The following is an 18,633-nucleotide window of genomic DNA, read 5'->3' as shown; positions in this document are numbered from 1 at the left end:
GGTGACCGTCAACATCGACGTCGGGACCGTGCTGCGTGGGACCGTGTGCGACCTCTACTCGAATCTGGTGACGCGCCCCACCGGCGCGGCCGTGCGCACCGCGATCGAGGAGCAGGTCACGGAACTTGGCGCGTCCGTCGTGACCACCATCGATTTCTCACAGGTCAATCTGCTGGATTTCTCGTGCGCCGACGAGATCGTGGCCAAGCTGCTGCTGCGCTACGCGACCGACGACGGGCTGCCGGGATTCCTGACCTTTCGTGGAATTCACGATGGCCACATCGATCCCATTGAAACCGTCCTCGAACGTCATGCGCTGGCGTTGGTATCATGGCATGAAGGGGCGGCCGAGCTGTTCGGCCACGTGGATGACGACGAGCGGCGGCACTGGGAAGCGGTACGCGACCACGGACCCATCTGGGCCGAGGCGCTGGCCCCGATGTTGGCGGTCACCGAAGCGTTCGCCGCACAGCAGTTGGACCGACTCCGGGGCCGCCGTCTGATCATGCGACGGGACGACGGATTCACGGTGCCCGGCACCGTAGCGAGGACAGCGTGAACGACGACGAGAAGGCCAAAGCTCGCAAGCTGGGGATGTTCAGCGGATTTTCCCCGGTCCTGCAGGTCGTGGGATTCATCAGCAGCCGCCCGGGCGACGCCGAACGTGGGCCGATGGTTCGTCTGCGCTCGGACGACGCCTTGGTACGCCTCGTGACGGGACACGAGCTGGTGCGTGTGGTATCGGATCGACGCTCCGAACTGGCCGAGCTGCAGATTGACGACACCCTGCCTCGCGGCGGGTGCGTACTGCGGGATGTGGTCGGGGCCGCTCCATCCGAACTCGTGCGGGTGGTCAAGTTGGATACCGACTCCCGGACCCGCGTCTGACCGCGCCCGGCCAGAGGCCGGCCAACGCCGTCGCCATGCCGCATTCACCCCGCTGTGCCAGAGATGCGTGATATCGCTGCGATGCCCCCCTTGGCGTTGAACGGCGGCCCGGACGAGCGGGCCGACGAGGCGGTGGTGCGCGAGCTGGCGCAGTTGGAGCGGACCGAGTCAGCGCTCGTGCTGGCCAGCGGCGCCGCCGCACTCGCCTGCACGATGCTTGCCCTGCTTCGCCCCGGTGATCACCTGCTGGCGAGCCGCTGGCTGCGCGCCGACACGCGCCACTTCTTCGAGCACGAGCTGCCGGCGCTTGGTGTGCGGGTGAGCTTTGTCGATCCCGCCGGCACGCGTAGCTGGCGGCGGTCGCTCACGCGGACCACGCGCCTCGTGTACCTGGAGTCACCGGTCGATCCCACCACCCGTTTGGTGGACATGCGCCCCGCCCGCACACTCGCGAGGGAAATCGGGCTCGCGCTCGTGGTCGACGCGACGCTGGCCAGTCCCGTCAACTTTCGACCCGTGGAACACGGCGCCGATGTGGTCCTGCATTCCGCGCGCCCGTGTCTGGACGGGCATGGAGAGGGTTTCGCGGCCGGCGTCGTGTGCGGCAGCACGGCCGTGATCGACGAGGTACGCACCAAGATGCGGTCGTGGGGCGGTGAACCGCATCCGGCCGCCGTGGAGCAACTGGCCCGTGGGCTGAAGACCCTGCGTGTGCGCGTCGCGACGCAGAATGCGACCGCGCTCGCGGTGGCTCAGTGGGCTGCCGAGAAGACGATGACCGACGGTCCCCTGCGCGCCGTGTACTATCCCGGCCTCGCCACGCACCCCGATCACGCGGTGGCCACCGAATGTTTCTCGGGGCACGGTCATCTGATCACGATCGCCCTGCGCGGTGGTGATTTCGCGGTCGGTACGGCGCTCAACCGCCTGCAGTGGTTTCGCGTGCAGGACGCCGCGAGGGCCGCACGCCTCGGTGGCGTCGAGTCGGTCGCCAGTCCCCTCGAGGACGGATCGATCCGGCTCAGCATCGGGCTCGATGCGGCATCGACCCTGATCGGCGACCTCACCCAGGCATTGGAGTAGGCGGTGTCCGTCATTGTTCGCCTGACCAACGTCAGCAAGGAATATCCCCGCTCGGGCGCGATCCTGCGCGATATCTCGTTCGAGATGCGCAAAGGCGAGTTCGTGTTCCTGGTCGGTCACAGTGGCGCGGGCAAGAGCACCCTGTTGAAGCTGTTATCGATGGCCGAGCGCCCGACCACGGGGGAACTGCGCATCTCCGGGTTTTCGAGCCTGTCGATCAAGGCGCGAGAAATCCCTGCCTTGCGTCGACGGCTGGGGATCGTGTTTCAGGATTTCCGGCTGCTGCCTGATCGAACGGCGGAACAGAACGTGGCGTTCGCCCTCGAAGTGACCGGCGTCCCGCACGCGCAGATCCGCCCGAAAGTCGCACGGCTGCTCACGCAGGTCGGGCTGGCCTCCAAGGCCACGGCGTTTCCGCACGAACTCTCCGGTGGTGAACAGCAGCGCGTCGCGATCGCCCGCGCCTTGGCGAACGACCCGTTCGTGCTGCTGGCCGACGAACCCACCGGGAATCTCGACGACCGCGCGACCCATGCGATCTTCCTGCTGCTGCGCGAAATCAATGCGCAGGGCACCGCCGTGCTGATGGCCACGCACGATGTGGCGATGATTCAACGCGCGAATCTGCGCTTCCTCGAGCTGGACCACGGTGCGCTGGTGCACGACGGCACCGATGTGACGCGGCTGCTGGCCGATATGCGAGGCCGCCGATGAGGCTCGCCCTTCGCGAAGTGTTTCTGGCGTTCAAGCGCGCCCCCCTGCTGGCCGTACTCGGCATCACCACGATCGCGTTCTCACTCTTTGCCTTCGGCCTGTTCGGGTTGGTCGCGATCAACATCAAGGCCGCCCTGCTCGAAATCGAGGACCGTGTGGAGATCCGCGCCTTCCTGACGGACGGCGCGCCTGATGCGCAGGTGCTCGAACTGATGCAGGGGATCAGCAAGCTCCCTCAGGTCGCCGACGTGGGCTATGTGAGTCCCGACTCCGCACTGCAGCGCGCCCGCGCGGAGCTCGAGGAGTTCCGTGATGTGATGGACGGGGCGATGCTGCCCGGCTCGGTGGAGCTGCGCCTGAAGGAGGGGGCGCGCGACCCGGAATCGATGCAGATGATTTCGCGGCGGCTGCAGACATATCCGGTGGTCGAGGAAGTGCGCTACGGGCGCGAGTGGGTGGAGAAACTCTATCGCATCCGCAACATCGCCGGCATCGCCGGGTCGGTGCTGGGCAGCGTGTTCGCGCTAGTCGCGGTCATCATCATCGGGTCCACCATCCGCATGGCGATCCTGGCGCGCACAAAGGAAATCGAGATCATGCGGCTGGTGGGCGCCACGAACACGTTCGTGCGCCTGCCCTACCTGATCGACGGTACCCTCAAGGGACTCGCCGGTGGCGCGATCGCGGCGTTGCTGTCGTGGGCCGCCGTGCAGCTGGTATCAATGAACCTCATGGGCGCGCAGTTCTTTTCGGCGCAGCAGGTCGCGCTCGGCATCGCCGCGGGTGGCCTGCTGGGGCTGGTGGGCAGCTGGGTGTCGGTGGGGCGCCACCTGCGCCGCGTCTGGCGCGACGCGTAGTGCCAGGCGTCGTGCCACGCGTTGCCCGCCGTCGCGTCCTGCTCGCGTGCATGGTGGCTGGGGCCGCGATCAGCGGTGCCCCGTCGCTCACGGGGGCGCAGGGGACCGGCGCAGCCGAACAGCGACTGCGTCAGCAGCAGGATGAACTCGACAAGCTGCGGAAGGAGCGCGCCGACCTCGAGTCGAAGATGGACGCACTCCAGCGCAGCGCGCGCACGCTGGCCGACGAAGTGAACAATCTCGAGGAACAGCGCAAAGCCACGGCGCGGCTCGTAGTGGCGCTCGATCGACAACTCGAGACCATCAACACCGAGGTGATCAAGGCCGGCGCCGGCCTTGGCAATGCAGAGCGTGAGCTGCTCACCAAGCGCTCGGCGCTGCAGCGGCGCATGGTGAAGATCTACAAACGGGGCAGCCTGTACGACGTGGAGGCCATGCTGTCGGCCCAGTCCTTTGCCGGGCTGGTAGCCCGCTACAAGTATCTGCACGATCTCGCGCTGCACGACCGCAGCCTTGTGCGTCGGGTGGAAGGACTGCGCGACCAGATCATCTCCCAGCGATTGCTGCTGGTACGCCTGCAGGACGAGGTCGCGCGCAACCGCACGGAGAAGGATCGTGAAGCGCGCCGGCTGGCGGAGCTTGAATCGCGACGTCAGCGCAGTCTGACGACAGTGCAGCGCAGCGCGGCACAAACGCGTGAACGTCTCACGCAGCTGTCGCGTGATGAGGCCAAGGTAGCCAGCGTCATCGCGTCGTTGGAAACGTTGCGACGCCGCGCCGAAATGTCGCCGAACGCGCGACCGGCGGCGCCGTCGAGTCTTCGCACATCGGATCTCGGCAAACTCGATTGGCCGGTGGATGGTTCGATCCTGTACCGCTTCGGTCGGGTGGTCAATCCCAACAACACCACCACGCGCTGGAACGGCATCGGTATCGGCGCAGCGGTGGGTACCGCCGTGAAGTCGATTGCGGCCGGCGAGGTGGTGCTGGCCGACAACGTGGGCACCTATGGGCCGACGGTCATCGTGCAGCACGGCGGGGGCGACTACTCCGTGTACGGATCGCTGGCGCGCATCGATGTGCGGAAGGGGCAGCAGATCCCGAAAGCGCAGATGATCGGCACCGTGGGCGCGACGGACCCTGATTTGCCGCCGCATCTGCACTTTGAGATCCGCCCGAAGGGGCGCTCGGTGGATCCGCTGGAGTGGCTGCGCGGACAGCGCTAGACGCTGATATTCTTGGTCATGCCTGCCAAGAAATCCGCCAGCGCGGCGTCCGCCACTGCGGCGCCTGCACCGAAGGGCTCCACCCGCAAGGCGCCGTCGCCGCCTGCCCCGTCACTTGCGGCGCCCATCGTGGTCGATGCCGGCGACTGGACGAAGGATCGTGCGCCTCTCGGTGCGCACGTGTCCGTGGCCGGCGGGACGTGGGAGTCGGCGGCGCGCGCGCGCGAGATCAGCGCGACCGGTTCGCAGATTTTCACCAAGCAGGCGAACCGCTGGCTCGAGCGCGACATCGACGACGTCGAGTCCTCACGCTATCGCACGGCGATGATGGAAACGAACGTGCGTTGGACCTGTGCGCACGACTCGTATCTCATCAACCTCGCATCGCCGGATGATGCGCTCAGGGCGCGCTCGCTGGAAAGCTTCCGCGCCGAACTGCGTCGGTGCCATGCGCTCGGCCTCGATGCCCTGGTGTCGCATCCCGGCAACTTCATGGACGACCGCGCCAACGGCATCGCCCGCAACGCCGAAGCCATTACCGCCGCGCTCGAGGCCGAAGTGGGTCCGACGCGCTTGCTGATGGAGCTCACGGCCGGACAGGGCACCGTGCTCGGCTCGACGTTCGAGGAGATGGCCGACCTGCTCTCGCGCATTCCGGCGGCGCTGCGGCGTCGGGTGGGCGTGTGCCTCGACACCGCCCACATCTGGGCCGCCGGCTACGACCTGGTCACCGACTACGACGGCGTGTTCGCGAGGTTCGGGGACGTGATCGGCTTCGAGACGCTCGGCTGTCTGCACCTGAACGATTCAAAGGCCAAACTCGGGTCGCACCTCGATCGCCACGAGCTGATCGCCGAAGGCACAATCGGTGATCAGGCCTTCCGGCGCATCATGACCGACGAGCGGATGGCGACCACCCCCAAGGTGATCGAGACGCCCAAGGGCGATACACCGGCGGAGACGGATGGGCGGATGCTGCGGCTCTTGCGGAGTTACGCGGCGGGGTGAACCGCCAGCCGCCGTGGCGGCGGCTGGCGGTTCCTGTTCGTCACGGCGCGATGGTGTAGTTGAAGGTCACGTCGATGTCCGTTTCGCCCGTGCAGGTCGTGGCCGTTGCCACCTTGGGGGCCGAGTCGTAGTGGCAGAGCACCACGCGCATGGTGCCGTTCCCTGCCGCGGTGCCGGCCACGGCGGTGTTGAAGCGCACCCCGAGCGGACGGTTCTGCGAGTCGACGTCCGTCGTGGTGACGGTGACACCGTTCCCCGTCACCGTGTAGAACACACGATGCTCGTTGCTTTCCTTCTTCACTTCCTCGGTAATGTCTTCGGCTGGCGACGCCAGACGATTCTCGAACTTGACCACGCCGCTGTAGGTGACGCCCTTGACCAGCGCCGGCACCGCAACCTGAGCACTCGGCGCCGTCGGGCCGTTTCCGTCGCTGTCGTCGATGTAGGTGGTGAGTGCGACGCCGGCCGGCGACGTCAGCGTGAGCGTGACGCGTGAGATAATCTCACTCTCTCCACCGGGGGCGGTTGACGAATCGCCACAGGCTGACGACACGAGTACGAGGGCACCGCTGCCAAGCAGCATGATGCGACGGGATACACGCAGGAAAACCATGACACGACTCCATGGGCCAGGCAGGGGGAAAGAGATCGAATGCGACGACCCTGCGTCATCGCGATCCGTGGTGCAACACTACGACATGCGGGAGGCTTCGAGGCCGTACTCACCATGGCATCGTGAGGCGAGCGACCACATCGCGGCCGGCGTCATTCACGAACAGCCGATAGCGGCTGAGATAATCACGATAGCGCGTATTGAGTGCGTTGTTCACCGACACCGACAGCGACGCCTGGCGTCCCAGAAGCGCCAACGTGCGGCTTCCCGCTTCCAGCTGTAGCAGCGCGTAGCCCGCCGTGGGAAGTGTGTACACCGTTCCCTCGGGTACGCCGTCCTGCGTTCGAACCAATTGCGTGCCGGTGCCGACGAACCACTCACCCAGCCGCGCGTGTTGCCCCTGCCACCGCGCGGTCAGGGACAACCGATCGGCTGGCATATCGAAGAGCGGACCACCGTTTGCGCGATCCGTGCCGCGCACCGCCGTGCCATTCGCGATGAACTGCCACCGCGTTCCCGGATTCCACGTACCCGAGAGTTCAAGGCCACGGAGCGACGCCTCGGTTTGCGCGTAGCGATAACCGGGGAAGGCCCCACGGATCGTTTGCACCGGTGCGCCGGGCTGCAGAAACATGAACCCGGCAATGCGGTTGGCGTACGAAGCGGCCTCGAGCTGCAGCGACGGCCGGTTGTAGCGAATGGTGGCCTCTACCCCTTGCGACCGTTCCGGCGTCAGCGCGGCATTGCCAAGCTCGTACTGCGCGGTGCCATGATGCACGCCCTGCGCGTAGCGCTCGTTGACCGTCGGCGGGCGCCACGCGCGGGCCACACGTACCGCTACGTCGAGCCCATCGGCCAGCAAATAGGCCGCGCCGACCGACCCTGAAAAATCGCGCCACGTGCGCGTGCCGGCGGGGCTGCGGATACCCTGATCGGCATAGGGAATGGTGGTCTGCGCGATCGCGTCGCCACGGAGCCCGCCACTCAGCGACAGACGGCCAAGGGCGAGCTCTTCCTGCGCGTAGAGCGCTCCTTGCCACAGGTCGAAGCCGGGAATGAGGAACGCCTTGCCGAGCGTCTGATTGCCCTGCGCCAACGCACTGACGCCAATCGTTCCCTTCGTCCCGCGCCAGCGCTGATGCGTCCAGCGCAGGTCCAAGGAATTGCTGAACAGTTTCAGGTTGAATGCCGCCACGTCGCGGAACCGCAACGGGCCGTGGTTATCGTATTCCCGTCGATGATTGAACTGCAGCCCGTACACGACTTCGAACTCGCTCGCGTGCGGGGCCAGGAAGGTGAGCCGGGTGCGAAGCGTCGTGTGGTTGACCCGCTGGCTTGGGCGACCGATTCCGTACGTGAAGGCCGAGTCCGCGGGCGGCGAGGTCATCGAACGTGTCAGGTCGTCGGCATTGCCGACGTGCGCCTGACGCAGGATGCCGAGCTCGGTCCCGAAGCGACTGGCCGTGATCTCCGCCGTTCCCCACGGGCGTGACACGCCGGCGGCGACGCTGCCGTTGAGTTCACGGAAGCCCGTGTTCGAGAGAGCGTAGTCTGGCGCGCCGGCGTTGCCGGCCACGCGCGTCGTCAATCGGGCGCGGTACCCAACACGGCCAACCCCCGGAAGGACGAGATTCCCGCCTTCGGCGCTCAGGGACAGCGCTCCCTGACGACTGTTCGAAAACGTGTTCAGGGCCACATCGCCGCGGATCCCCCCGGAATCGGGAAGCGTTGCCCGATCCACGCGCACGACACCGCCAAGCGCATCGGCCCCATAGAGGACGGTTGCCGCGCCACGCACGACGGTCACCCCACTGGCCTCGAAGCTGTCGATGTTCGGCGCGTGCTCGGTGCCCCACTGCTGATCTTCCTGCCGCAGTCCGGCGTTCATGACGAGCACGCGCTGCGAGTTCAGGCCACGGATCACCGGCTTGGCCACGCTCGGGCCGAACTGGATCACGGCTACGCCCGGCAAGTTCTTGATGGTCTCGCCGAGCGTCTGACCACGCGTCGCCGCAAGGGTGGCCGCATCCAGCGATGAGGTGGCCGCCACGCGTCCGAGTCGCTCGACGAGCGTATCGGCCCGCACCGCTACCTTGTCGAGTCGTGTGGCGGCGCTCTCCAGATGCACAATGAGCAATCGGTCCGCGACCGTGAGATCGATGCGCTCTTCATATGGGGCGAAGCCGACCGCGCGAACTCGCAGGCGGACGACGGCAGCCGGCAGGTCACGGAAATCGAAGCGCCCCTTTGAGTCCACTCGAAGCGTGCGGGACGTCGGCACCGCGCCGGCGAACGCTCCCGGCATCTCGACGACGATGGTGGCCCCATCGACCGGACGACCGGTCGTCTCCTCCTCGACGACGCCATGGATATGGCGCGACAAACCGTGAGGGGTCGCCTGCGCACCGAGATCCCCGACCGGCGCGATCGAACAGACGCTCAGGGTCGCAAGGGCGACGACGGCCCGCGCGCGGCGGACGAGTGAATCGAGAAGGGCGAGTGGCATAGTGGCCTCTGGAAGCTAATGAGAACTCGACATCGTGTAAGCCGTGTTCGTGAGGGGCATCGGCTGGACGCGCCCGCACCGGTCAAACAGGTTTCCACTATGGAGAGTGTTCACCCCAGCATCGTACACCGGACGCGCCACCCGACGCCAAGTCGGCTGACGGGCCGCTCTGTGGTGCACGCCGTCATGATGTCGATGCTTCTGGTCGGATGCGAGAGTTCCACGGTGGTCCGCCCGGAGTTCGCGTACGATCCCACCTCCCTCACCGGCGGCCTGTTGTATCGGTGGAGTACCGGCGCGAGAGTGCGGGTATTCATAGAACCCATGGCCGCCGCCGGCGTGGATCTCGCGGCCGCCGTACAGCGCGCGACGATTGCCTGGAACGCGGTGCCGCAGGCGCGCGAGTTCACGCTCGAGGTCGTCGCGAACCGCGATGCGGCCGACGTCATTATGTACGATCGGAGTATCCCTCAGCCCGTCGTCACCGGCTCCTGCCCCTTCAATCCCTCGGGCGCCGCCGGCTACACCTACTTCTGCCCGCTCAATGGCCGCGCCGAGCGGCTGCGGCCCGTCGGATCGACCGTACTGACCACGTCCATCGTGATTCGCGTGGACATGACCACGACCGCCACACAGGCTGCGTTGGATGCCCTCGTGGCGCACGAACTGGGACATGCGGTCGGCATCGGTGGGCACAGTCCGGAGACCAGCGATGTGATGTACACGCGCCCGAGTGTGCGTGCGCCCAGCGATCGCGATCGGGCCACCCTGCGCAACCTCTTGGGGCGAGCACCCGACATTACCCTGTGAGACCTGCGTACCGACGGCCGACGTGCTGAGGATTCATGCAGGGAAAAGGGAGCACGGCGCTTGAGCCGAAGGGCCTCGTCCGTCATGTTTCAGTTTCGGTTCAAGAGGCTCCCGAACGAACACCGAAGTTCGTTGGCCGCAGTTTCATCATCACTGAAGTACACCTTCCGCAGGACAGGCCAAGCGCTGCACCGTGCGCGCTCAGTCGTGCCTGTCCCGCCGTACGTTTTCCGTGAGGGTCGCACCATGGCGACACAGGTCATCCCGTCCGCTGCCGTTCGCCGCGAAAGTCTCGAAGGGCTCGCCCCCCAGGGACTGAAGCCGTCCGGTGAGGTTCACTGGAACTTCGTCGCGCCCGAACTCGTCGAAGCGGCGATCCGCCGCGGCGAAGGTCGCTTGGCCGAGATGGGGCCGTTCGTCGCGGTCACGTCGCCGCACACGGGCCGTTCGCCGAACGACAAGTTCGTCGTCCAGGAGTCGTCGAGTGAAGCCGACGTGGACTGGGGCAAGGTGAACCAGCCGATGGCGCAGGCGCATTACGAAGCGCTGAAGGCAGACGTCAAGAACTATCTGAGCACGCTCTCCGAGCTGTTCGTGCAGGACCTGTATTGCGGCGCCGATCCCTCCACGCGATTGAGTGTGCGCTACGTGCTGCCGAATGCCTGGCACGCGTCGTTCGTGCGCAACATGTTCATCCGCCCGGCCGTCGAGGATCTGGCAACCTTCGCGCCCAACTTCACGGTGTACCACGCGCCGGAGTATCAGGCCGACCCGGCAAAGCACGGCACGCGCACCGGCACGTTCATTGTACTGAACATCGCCGAGCGCACGATCCTGATCGGTGGCACGCGCTACGCCGGTGAACTCAAGAAGGCGATGTTCACGGTCATGAACTACCTGCTCCCGAAGCAGGGCGTGCTTTCGATGCACTGCTCCGCCAACATCGGAGCCGCTGGCGATACGGCCTTGTTCTTCGGCCTGTCGGGCACAGGCAAGACCACGCTCTCGGCCGACCCCACGCGCGGACTCATTGGCGACGACGAGCACGGCTGGTCGGCGGAAGGCACGTTCAACTTCGAAGGTGGCTGCTACGCGAAGGTGATCAACCTGTCGCCCGAGAACGAGCCCGACATCTACCAAACCACGCAGATGTTCGGCACGGTGCTCGAAAACGTGGTGCTCAACGAGCCGTCCAGATCGGTGGACTTTTCGAACCAGTCGATCACCGAGAACACGCGCGCGTCGTACCCGCTGCACTACATCAAGAACCACGTTCCGAGCGGCCGTGGTGGTCACCCCAAGAACGTGGTGTTCCTGACCGCCGACGCGTTCGGCGTGTTGCCGCCGATCGCCAAGCTCACGCCGGAACAGGCGATGTACTACTTCCTGTCGGGCTACACGGCCAAGGTGGCCGGCACGGAGCGCGGGGTCACGGAACCGCAGGCCACCTTCTCGGCCTGCTTCGGTGCGGTGTTCCTGGTGTGGCACCCCACGAAGTATGCCGAGATGCTGGGCGAGTTGCTGCGCACGCATGGCTCGCAGGTGTGGCTGGTGAACACGGGCTGGAGTGGCGGCGCCTATGGCGTGGGACAGCGCATGAAGCTCAGCTACACGCGCGCGATGGTGCGTGCGGCGCTCGACGGCTCGTTGGCCAACGCGAGCTTTGCGGCCGATCCGATCTTTGGGCTGCACCTGCCGAACGCCGTAAACGGCGTACCGAACGACGTGCTCAACCCGCGCAGCACGTGGGCCGATGGCGCGGCGTACGATGCGCAGGCGAGCAAGCTGGCGAGCATGTTCCGCGACAACATCACGAAGTTCGGCGCCGCGGTGTCGCCGGCCATTCTGGGAGCGGGACCGAAGGGCTGACATTGAGCGGCCTTTCCGCGGATTGGCGCCGATGATCGCGGATAAAAAGGAAACGCCCCGGAGCAGCGTGCTCCGGGGCGTTTCCTTTTGCGCGATAGGCGATACGCGGCCTCACTCCTTCCGCATCACCTTCTCAACGATGATCTGTCGGCCATCGCGAGCGCCGAGGAAGATGGCACCGTTCGGGCCGAAGCCGAGGAGCTGACGACCAGCAGGCAGCTTCACACGCTCAATCATCTTGCCGGCGGGGCTGATGATGTCGTACACCAGCGGCGGCTGATTCATCATGGCCGCCATCATGCCCATCGCGGCGGCAGGAAAGGCGCCACGGGTAGTGTCTCCGGCGGCACGGCCAGCGCCTCGGGCACCGGCGGCACCGGCGGCACCCGCGGCCGGGGGACCACCACGACCACCCATACCACCCATGCCGCCGCCCATCCCACCCATGAACTGCGCGGCGAGCTGCGCCGAGAGGTTGGACGTGGCAGGCAGTACCCACAGGTTGCCGTCGAAGTCCGCCATCGTCGTCCCCGCCTTGATGGGCGGGTAATAGTCGGGAAGCTTCTCGGCTGCGACCGGCTCGAAGGACATACGGAAGCCACCGCCGCCACTGCCACCCGACCGTTCCGTCGCGGCCTTGGCGAGCGTCTGCAGTGAATCCACCAGTTTCGTCCGGTCGTCGTCGGTGATGCGCTTCCAGTCAAACGGCAGCTTGTCCGACGCCACATGCGACCCATCGGGATGGTAGTAGTCGACATGGAAGTCGAGCACGCGCATGATGGCCACCGTACCGTCGTTCAACAGCGCCCAGTCGTCGGCCTGCGGCAGCGGATTGATCTTGATCGTGAGCTTCGTGCTGCCGTCCTCGCCCCGCGTCATCTGCGATTCGCTCTTGGGCACCTTCACGTACGCGACGGTGTCAGCCTTGCGCGTGTCGAAGTCGACGCGCACGATGGGCACGGAATCCGGCTGGTTTGCCGGATTGAAACCGCGCCCACCCGGCCCACCGAACGGCTGACCGCCGCCCGGCGCACCACCACGGAAGGCCGGATCGTCACCGGCCGTGGGACGCGCGGGCTGCGCGCCACCACGCCCCTGCTGCTGGGTGTTGCCACCCTGCCCGCCCGGCTGACCGCCACGGCCTCCACCACCGCCACCACGGTCGTTGCCGCTGCCGAACATCATCGCCGCCGCGCCGCCGCCGGGCCCGCCGCCGGCGTTGCCCTGCCGATAGTACAAGCGACCCTTCTGATCGAAGGCGTGCGACCCGAGGTTCATGTTGGAGAGCGTGTTCACATCGTTCGTGCGCGGCGACGCCATCACGCGCACCGTCTTGCCGTTCTTGTCCAGCACGACCATCGACAGCGTGGCCGGATCGACCACGATCGAGGAGTCGCCCAGATACGGGATCAAGCCGATCGGACGTTGCCCGTACGGCATGAGGGCGCCAGGCGCGGTATCGGCCACGACCACCACGTTCTGCAACGTGGGGTCGAAGCGCAGCAGCTGGCGACGCTGTACGTCGTTGATGAAGATCGAGCCATCGGGGAGCGCACGGAGCATGTTCGCGCCGCCGATCGGGCGCGTGGCCTTGGCCAGCGGCGCGGTGACGTCACGCACGGGCACCGTAGCCGTGGACGGCGTCTCCGGCGACACCTGCGCCGACGCGGTCGAGGCGGTGGCGGCCAGGATCGACACACCAACCATCGTCCACGCCGCGAACTTCGTGCGCGACATGTTCATGCTGATGCTCATGCGAGTACCACGCTGTAGTCGAGAGAAATTTCGGTTCGTCAGGTTGATCATGATCAGTTGCCTCATCGGCCACCACCACCGCCACGACCCATACCTCCCATGCCGCCGCCGAACTGATTGCCTCCCGCCGTTCCCGAGCGCAATCCCTGAAGGGTGCGCTTGTCGAGGAAGCTGACCAGAGACGCGGGGAGTATCCGGATCTGCGCCGGCGTCAACAGGCTCTTGATGCCCGGGGCGAACTTGATGAGCATGTCGACCGTCTGTTCGCGGGCGTCCCGGTAGCGCGCGTACGCGTCATCATGATTGTACTTGTCGGGCAGCTCGGAGAGGAACTTGGTGACCGGATTCCAGATGCTGTCGGAGCGGAGCACGAAGTAGCGGTTGAGCGTGGCGAGACTGTCGGCCTGCCGGCGCGTGAGCTTGAGCGTATCCGACTGCTGGAGCAGCTGCTGCATCGGGTTGATGATACCCGACGTCGCCGTACCGCGAAGCTGCTGCAACGACGGCTTGTTGCCGGCACGCGAGCGACCACGGTCGAGTTGCTGCAATAGCTGCTGCTGTTCGCGTGTCGGGCCGACGTCGATGCTCATCGTCATGGTGATCGACACCGGGGTGGAGCGGAGCGTGGTCTGCGCCGGACGTGTGGAGCCGAAACGCTCGTTCACTTCATACTTGAACGTGTTACTCGTGGCATCGAAGCCGCGCACGAAGAGCAGCTGGCCGCTCGGGCTCGGATTGGCGCCCCACCCCTTCAGTCCCGCCTCGCCGTTGATCAGGCGATCGAGACCATTGAGCGGATTGGCGATTTGCAGATTCAGGTTCGCGCGCTGCGGCAATCCGATCTTGAGCGAGTTGAACGAGATGTTCAGGTTGCCCTGCATCGTCCACGGGCTCGTGCAGGAATTGCGCGCCGCGAACTGGCCGATCTGGCTGCGCAGGCACGACACCGCTTCCCGCGTGCCGGTCGCGAGCAGGTTCTCGAGACCGGCCTTGAGCGCCGGATCGGTCACCGTGGCCGGATCGTAGATGAAGGCGCGGTCGTTGCCATAGCTGTCGCCGTTCACGTCCTGATTGATCGTGGGCGTGTAGTTGATGCCCGAGCGGAAGTTGCCGTTCCACGAGATGCGCACCGCATCCCAGGCGTTGTAGCTGAACGAATACTGGATCTGATGGCGCGAGAAGAACGCGCTCTTCGACCATTCCGTACCGGTCGGCGACCCCACGGTGCTATTGAAGCCAAGGAACTGTTCACGCACGTCGGCCAGTACGTACGCCAAGCTCCAGTTGTAGTGCGAATTGAACACCGCCGGGCGCAAGCTCATGTTGATCTGCTTGCTCTCCGACTCGAGCGTGGACGTCTGCCCGGTCACACGACCGAACGCGTCGGCAACGCGCGACTGACGCCACGCCACCTGTCCGGTACTCGGTACGATCGCCGCGGGGGTGACAAAGACGGGTCGGCCGAGTTCGTTGGCCAGTGTGAACCGCTGGATGCCCGGGAAGTTGAGATCCACACCACCCTGCTGGCGCTGATTGCGCGAGAAGGTGCCGTCGACCGAGAACATGAAGCGATTCTTGAGGACGGCGCCGGCCCACTGCAGGTTGCCGCGAATGGAACGCTGGGCGAGGTAGTCGGGGACGAACAGCGTGATGTTGGGTGAGCTGTTGGCGAAGACCGTACCGCTGGTGCCGTCAGCGCAGGTACGTGGGATGTTCGCTTCGTCCACCGAATACGCCGACCAATTCGGTCGCGGCGTCGCTGCACCAAAACAGGTGAGCTGCTGCAGCGCCGAGGGAAGACCCGTGTTGTCGATGGCGTTCGAGATGAGCTGGACGCCGGGGGTGTTCTGAAAGACGCCGACACCACCGCGGATGACGGCGCGCGGCGCGCGGATCATGCCCGGAAGCAGCGCCATCTGGTCGGCCTGTCCTACCGTCCACGAGAAGCCGACGCGCGGACTCACGTAGAGCCGATTCGGTGTCTCGGCATTGTCCAGGCCGAACGCTGACAGCACGGCCGGATTCGACTGCGGCCCCTTCGAGAAATGGTTACCATCGACGCGGACGCCGTACTGCACCTGCAGATCGTTCGTAGGACGCCAGGCGTCGCCGAGCGACATGGCGCCGACGATCTGGCTGCCGGTGCGCGTGCGGGGTGACAACGTGCGGGTGAACGAGGCCGGCGTGTTCGTCTGGAGGTCGGTCAGCGAGTTGTAGCTGAACGACCCGTATTGATTGAACGCGACGTTCTGTGAGAACTCGTCGCGGCGCAGCTCCGTGGTGAGCTTCACGCGATGACGGTTGTCGTTGGAGAACCAGGACAACGTGTTGTTGGCCGCCAACGAGGCGTTGGTCGACGCCGTGTTCAGACTTGGCGACCCACCGAACAGCAAGCTGCTGACCGCGGCCGATCCATCGACCAACTGGGAGTTTACGCGAACCGAACCAGCCGGAAGAATGGTAAACGGATCAGACGCGTTGTGGCTCATGCTGTAGCCGATCGTGCTTTCCGTGAAGATGCCTTGGAAGCCGAGCAGGCCACTGTGACGCGCCTGCAGGGCGCCGCCGTAGCTGTCGCGCGTGCCGTCACGCGTGGGTGTGAACAGACTCGCCGCGCCGCCACCAAAGCCACCAAACCCGCCGCCACCGCCGCCGACCGGCGCCGTGCCCGAGTAGTTGCCCGAGAGCGTAATCGCGAAGGTGTTGCCGCGATTTGAATTGGGCTGTACGTAGTCGAAGCTGTTGAGTACGGTGGCGCGATTGACGATGCGCTGCGGGGAGTAACCGCCCACCGTGATCGGCACATTACTGGAGCCGAGAATACTGAGCAGACGCGCGACGGAGTCGGCGGCCACGCCGGCCGTCTCGAAGCCCAGCGAGCTCTCGCTCAGCAGCGTCTGCAGGTCCTGCAATCGACGATCGTACTGGAACGACGAGTTGAAGAAGGCGCGATCGGCTTTGATCGGTCCCGACGCCGAGCCGCCCACCGACATGTTCGTAAACTGCTGACCGGTGGCGAGCCCAGTCTGGTCGAGCCACTGCATCTGCGGCGTAATCAGGTTGCCGCTCAGGCTGCGCCGGATGAAGTTCGAGCCCGAGCGCGTGCGCACCTGCAACTGACCACCGGAGAAGCCACCGCGCGATACGTCGTACGACGACGTGGCGAGCGAGGTCATGACGCTGGCATCGCGCGGCAGCGCCGCATCACCGAAGTTGAGCCCGTTCAGTTGGGTATTGTTCTGGTCGCCTCCCAAGCCGAACACGGAGAACGCGTCGGCGGCACCGTCGGCGCCCAGCAACAGCTGAACGCCTGGGATGGCCGAGGCCATCGCGGCCAGATCGCCCAATTGATCGGCGGTGAGGAATCCGGCCGCGGCATCGTCAACCGCTTTCTCGGTACCAGAGACATCGGTCACGGTATCGCTGCGCGACGCGGCAGCACGCTCGGTGACCTGCACCGCGTCGAGCGTGATGGTCGCCGGCGCCATACGGGCGTCGGCGATCAGGATTTCCTGGTCGGCCGTGCGCTTCACCTGATAACGGCGGGGCCCAAGTCCGACGGCCGAGAAGGTCACCCAGTAATCGCCTTCCCCACCGGGAAACGAGATCGTGTAGCGACCGTTCTTGTCGGTACGCGACGAGCGGCTGACGTTACCGCTGAGTGTCGTCGCCGTGACGAGCACATTGGGAATCGCTTGCGCATCCGTGCCGACAACGCGGCCCCGGATGATATCGACGGCCTGCGCGGCCAACTGCAGACTGCACACGAAGAGCAATCCGATGGCGCCGAGGAGCCGTCTGAGAAATGGAGAAGTATGGGTCACGACAAGGTAGACGGGGAACCTGCACCCGCGTTAAGAGCGGATTTGAGACGTCGATTCAACGGGAAATCCGACGTCGGCCTGCCTAATCCCATTACACGGGGCTTCGGTGTTTCGTTGGAATGTCGGTTCGAACCGGATTGAGCCGGAGCGGCCCCCGATGACGCCCCGATGACGGCTCCGCTTCATATCTTTCAGCATGGAGATTCTTCGCGATCCGCTGTGGAACAACATTCGCCTCGACCCGCTCGCGCTGGCGCTGCTGGAAACACCCGTCGTGCAGCGCCTGCGCTACGTGCGCCAACTGGGACTCGCCTTTCTGGTGTACCCCGGCGCCACCCATTCGCGGTTTGAACACGCATTGGGCGCGTGGCACCTGGCCGGCGTCGCCCTGCGCCTCCTCGAGGAGCGCAATGCCCTCGAGGGCATCGATGCACGGGCCCAGCAGATCGTGCGGGCGGCCGCGCTGCTCCACGACGTCGGGCACTATCCGTTCTCACATGCGCTCGAGGAGATCGGCGTCACGCACCATGAACAAGTCGCGCATCCGCTGATCACGTCGGGGCCCGTGGCCGACGTGCTCCGGCAGGCGCTCGGCGACTCGGCGCCCGAGGAAGTGTTCGCGCTCATCACCGGTCGCAGCACGGACGCCTTGCAGGGGTTGATCTCTGGCTCACTCGACCTCGACAAGATCGAGTATCTGAAGCGCGACGCGACCATGTGCGGCGTGCCGTACGGCGAGATCGATGTGGACCGGCTGCTCAACTCGCTCGTGATCGTGCAGACACCCGATCGCACGTCACGCGTGGTGGGCGTACACGAGAAAGGGTTGTCAGCGCTCGAATCGTTGCTGTTCGCGAAATACCAGATGTACCGCAACGTGTACTGGCATCACGCCGTGCGGAGCGCGACGGCGATGTACAAGCGCCTCGTGGCGGTGGCGCTCGACTCGGGGCATGTGGCCGCCGATGCGGTGGCGCACTTCACCGACGAGGGGCTCCTGGTGCATCTCGACGTCCCATCGTTGCCCGTCGAGGCGCGGGTGATGCTGGACGGCCTGCGCTTCCGACGGCTGCACAAACGGGCCTACGAGTGCCCCGCCGCCACGCTCGGCGAAGAGGTGGGCGAATGGATCGCCAGCGATTTCCGCCTCACTCGCCGCGTGGAAGATGCGTTCGCCCGTGAGCTCGGGCTCCCGGCGGGCGCGGTGCTCCTCGACTATCCGGCCAAGACGCAGATGCTCGGGCTCGATATTCCGATGCAGCGTCGCGATGGGCGGGTGGAGCAGCTCACGGCGGCTGGCTGGGAGGGCGCGATCAACCTCCCCCGGCTCAGCGACGAACTCTACCGCAGTGCGCGACGACTTCGCGTGTTCACGACAGACCGGGCCCCGGTCCCGGAAGCCCGAGTGCTGGCGGTCCTGCGCGAAGAGGCCGATGTGGTGCGGGCCCGACTCGATGCCGGGACCGCGCTGCTCGGCTAG

14 protein-coding genes are annotated in these 18,633 nt (G+C 65.8%); 10 read left to right on the top strand and 4 right to left on the bottom strand.

All coding sequences use genetic code 11. The annotated features are described in order from the left end of the window. Nucleotide 1: 1 nt before the first annotated feature. The 7 genes from ACIRA7_RS00215 (at nucleotide 2) to ACIRA7_RS00185 (ending at nucleotide 5,776) form a co-directional block, all read left to right on the top strand. Nucleotides 2-559, top strand: coding sequence for a hypothetical protein (locus ACIRA7_RS00215; RefSeq protein WP_396218773.1), 558 nt, complete (start codon nucleotides 2-4; stop codon nucleotides 557-559). Further along, nucleotides 556-888, top strand: a complete 333-nt coding sequence (locus ACIRA7_RS00210) for a hypothetical protein (protein WP_396218772.1) — start codon at nucleotides 556-558, stop codon at nucleotides 886-888. Before ACIRA7_RS00215 ends, ACIRA7_RS00210 begins: the two co-directional genes overlap by 4 nt. 63 nt (nucleotides 889-951) lie before the next feature. Next, nucleotides 952-1,971 (top strand): trans-sulfuration enzyme family protein, encoded by a 1,020-nt coding sequence (locus tag ACIRA7_RS00205; RefSeq protein ID WP_396218771.1) that lies wholly within the window; start codon nucleotides 952-954, stop codon nucleotides 1,969-1,971. A 12-nt stretch (nucleotides 1,972-1,983) separates the two neighbouring features. After that, entirely contained in the window at nucleotides 1,984-2,685 is a 702-nt protein-coding gene (gene ftsE / locus ACIRA7_RS00200; RefSeq protein ID WP_396218803.1) for a cell division ATP-binding protein FtsE, read from the top strand. Beyond that, nucleotides 2,682-3,542, top strand: coding sequence for a cell division protein FtsX (locus ACIRA7_RS00195; protein WP_396218770.1), 861 nt, complete (start codon nucleotides 2,682-2,684; stop codon nucleotides 3,540-3,542). Before ftsE ends, ACIRA7_RS00195 begins: the two co-directional genes overlap by 4 nt. 11 nt (nucleotides 3,543-3,553) lie before the next feature. Next, nucleotides 3,554-4,768: a murein hydrolase activator EnvC family protein gene (locus tag ACIRA7_RS00190; RefSeq protein WP_396218769.1), complete on the top strand. Its 1,215-nt coding sequence runs from the start codon at nucleotides 3,554-3,556 to the stop codon at nucleotides 4,766-4,768. Between the two features lie 18 nt (nucleotides 4,769-4,786). Beyond that, nucleotides 4,787-5,776, top strand: coding sequence for a deoxyribonuclease IV (locus ACIRA7_RS00185; protein WP_396218768.1), 990 nt, complete (start codon nucleotides 4,787-4,789; stop codon nucleotides 5,774-5,776). Between the two features lie 40 nt (nucleotides 5,777-5,816). On the opposite strand, the gene ACIRA7_RS00180 is transcribed toward ACIRA7_RS00185, so the two are convergent. Further along, complete coding sequence (locus tag ACIRA7_RS00180; RefSeq protein ID WP_396218767.1) at nucleotides 5,817-6,389, bottom strand: type 1 periplasmic binding fold superfamily protein; 573 nt, start codon at nucleotides 6,387-6,389, stop codon at nucleotides 5,817-5,819. A 109-nt stretch (nucleotides 6,390-6,498) separates the two neighbouring features. Continuing rightward, nucleotides 6,499-8,895 carry a TonB-dependent receptor gene (locus tag ACIRA7_RS00175; RefSeq protein ID WP_396218766.1) on the bottom strand — a complete coding sequence of 799 codons (2,397 nt, stop codon included), beginning with the start codon at nucleotides 8,893-8,895 and terminating at the stop codon, nucleotides 6,499-6,501. A 186-nt stretch (nucleotides 8,896-9,081) separates the two neighbouring features. Between ACIRA7_RS00175 and ACIRA7_RS00170 the strand changes: the two genes are divergently transcribed. Together ACIRA7_RS00170 and pckA are read left to right on the top strand one after the other, a co-directional pair. Further along, nucleotides 9,082-9,705 carry a hypothetical protein gene (locus ACIRA7_RS00170; protein WP_396218765.1) on the top strand — a complete coding sequence of 208 codons (624 nt, stop codon included), beginning with the start codon at nucleotides 9,082-9,084 and terminating at the stop codon, nucleotides 9,703-9,705. A gap of 246 nt (nucleotides 9,706-9,951) precedes the next feature. Next, nucleotides 9,952-11,574, top strand: coding sequence for a phosphoenolpyruvate carboxykinase (ATP) (pckA, locus tag ACIRA7_RS00165; protein ID WP_396218764.1), 1,623 nt, complete (start codon nucleotides 9,952-9,954; stop codon nucleotides 11,572-11,574). A 111-nt stretch (nucleotides 11,575-11,685) separates the two neighbouring features. Here the strand turns inward: pckA and ACIRA7_RS00160 are convergent, their stop codons facing one another. Together ACIRA7_RS00160 and ACIRA7_RS00155 are read right to left on the bottom strand one after the other, a co-directional pair. After that, nucleotides 11,686-13,329 (bottom strand): hypothetical protein, encoded by a 1,644-nt coding sequence (locus ACIRA7_RS00160; RefSeq protein WP_396218763.1) that lies wholly within the window; start codon nucleotides 13,327-13,329, stop codon nucleotides 11,686-11,688. 62 nt (nucleotides 13,330-13,391) lie between these two features. Further along, nucleotides 13,392-17,153, bottom strand: coding sequence for a carboxypeptidase regulatory-like domain-containing protein (locus ACIRA7_RS00155; RefSeq protein WP_396218762.1), 3,762 nt, complete (start codon nucleotides 17,151-17,153; stop codon nucleotides 13,392-13,394). 196 nt (nucleotides 17,154-17,349) lie between these two features. Between ACIRA7_RS00155 and ACIRA7_RS00150 the strand changes: the two genes are divergently transcribed. Continuing rightward, nucleotides 17,350-18,633, top strand: coding sequence for an HD domain-containing protein (locus ACIRA7_RS00150; protein WP_396218761.1), 1,284 nt, complete (start codon nucleotides 17,350-17,352; stop codon nucleotides 18,631-18,633).

It is taken from the genome of Gemmatimonas sp. (genome assembly GCF_044376735.1).
In the GTDB taxonomy this organism is placed as follows: domain Bacteria; phylum Gemmatimonadota; class Gemmatimonadetes; order Gemmatimonadales; family Gemmatimonadaceae; genus Gemmatimonas.
Note: the sequence above shows the minus strand (reverse complement) of the source record. Positions and strands in the feature narration are given on the sequence as shown.

Bases quoted from the DNA above. Each gene is read 5' to 3' on its own strand.
- ACIRA7_RS00205 (WP_396218771.1), top strand. From the start codon at position 952: ATGCGTGATATCGCTGCGATGCCCCCCTTGGCGTTGAACGGCGGCCCG.
- ACIRA7_RS00195 (WP_396218770.1), top strand. From the start codon at position 2,682: ATGAGGCTCGCCCTTCGCGAAGTGTTTCTGGCGTTCAAGCGCGCCCCC.
- ACIRA7_RS00185 (WP_396218768.1), top strand. From the start codon at position 4,787: ATGCCTGCCAAGAAATCCGCCAGCGCGGCGTCCGCCACTGCGGCGCCT.
- ACIRA7_RS00180 (WP_396218767.1), bottom strand. From the start codon at position 6,389: ATGGTTTTCCTGCGTGTATCCCGTCGCATCATGCTGCTTGGCAGCGGT.
- ACIRA7_RS00175 (WP_396218766.1), bottom strand. From the start codon at position 8,895: ATGCCACTCGCCCTTCTCGATTCACTCGTCCGCCGCGCGCGGGCCGTC.
- ACIRA7_RS00170 (WP_396218765.1), top strand. From the start codon at position 9,082: ATGATGTCGATGCTTCTGGTCGGATGCGAGAGTTCCACGGTGGTCCGC.
- pckA (WP_396218764.1), top strand. From the start codon at position 9,952: ATGGCGACACAGGTCATCCCGTCCGCTGCCGTTCGCCGCGAAAGTCTC.
- ACIRA7_RS00160 (WP_396218763.1), bottom strand. From the start codon at position 13,329: ATGAGCATCAGCATGAACATGTCGCGCACGAAGTTCGCGGCGTGGACG.
- ACIRA7_RS00150 (WP_396218761.1), top strand. From the start codon at position 17,350: ATGGAGATTCTTCGCGATCCGCTGTGGAACAACATTCGCCTCGACCCG.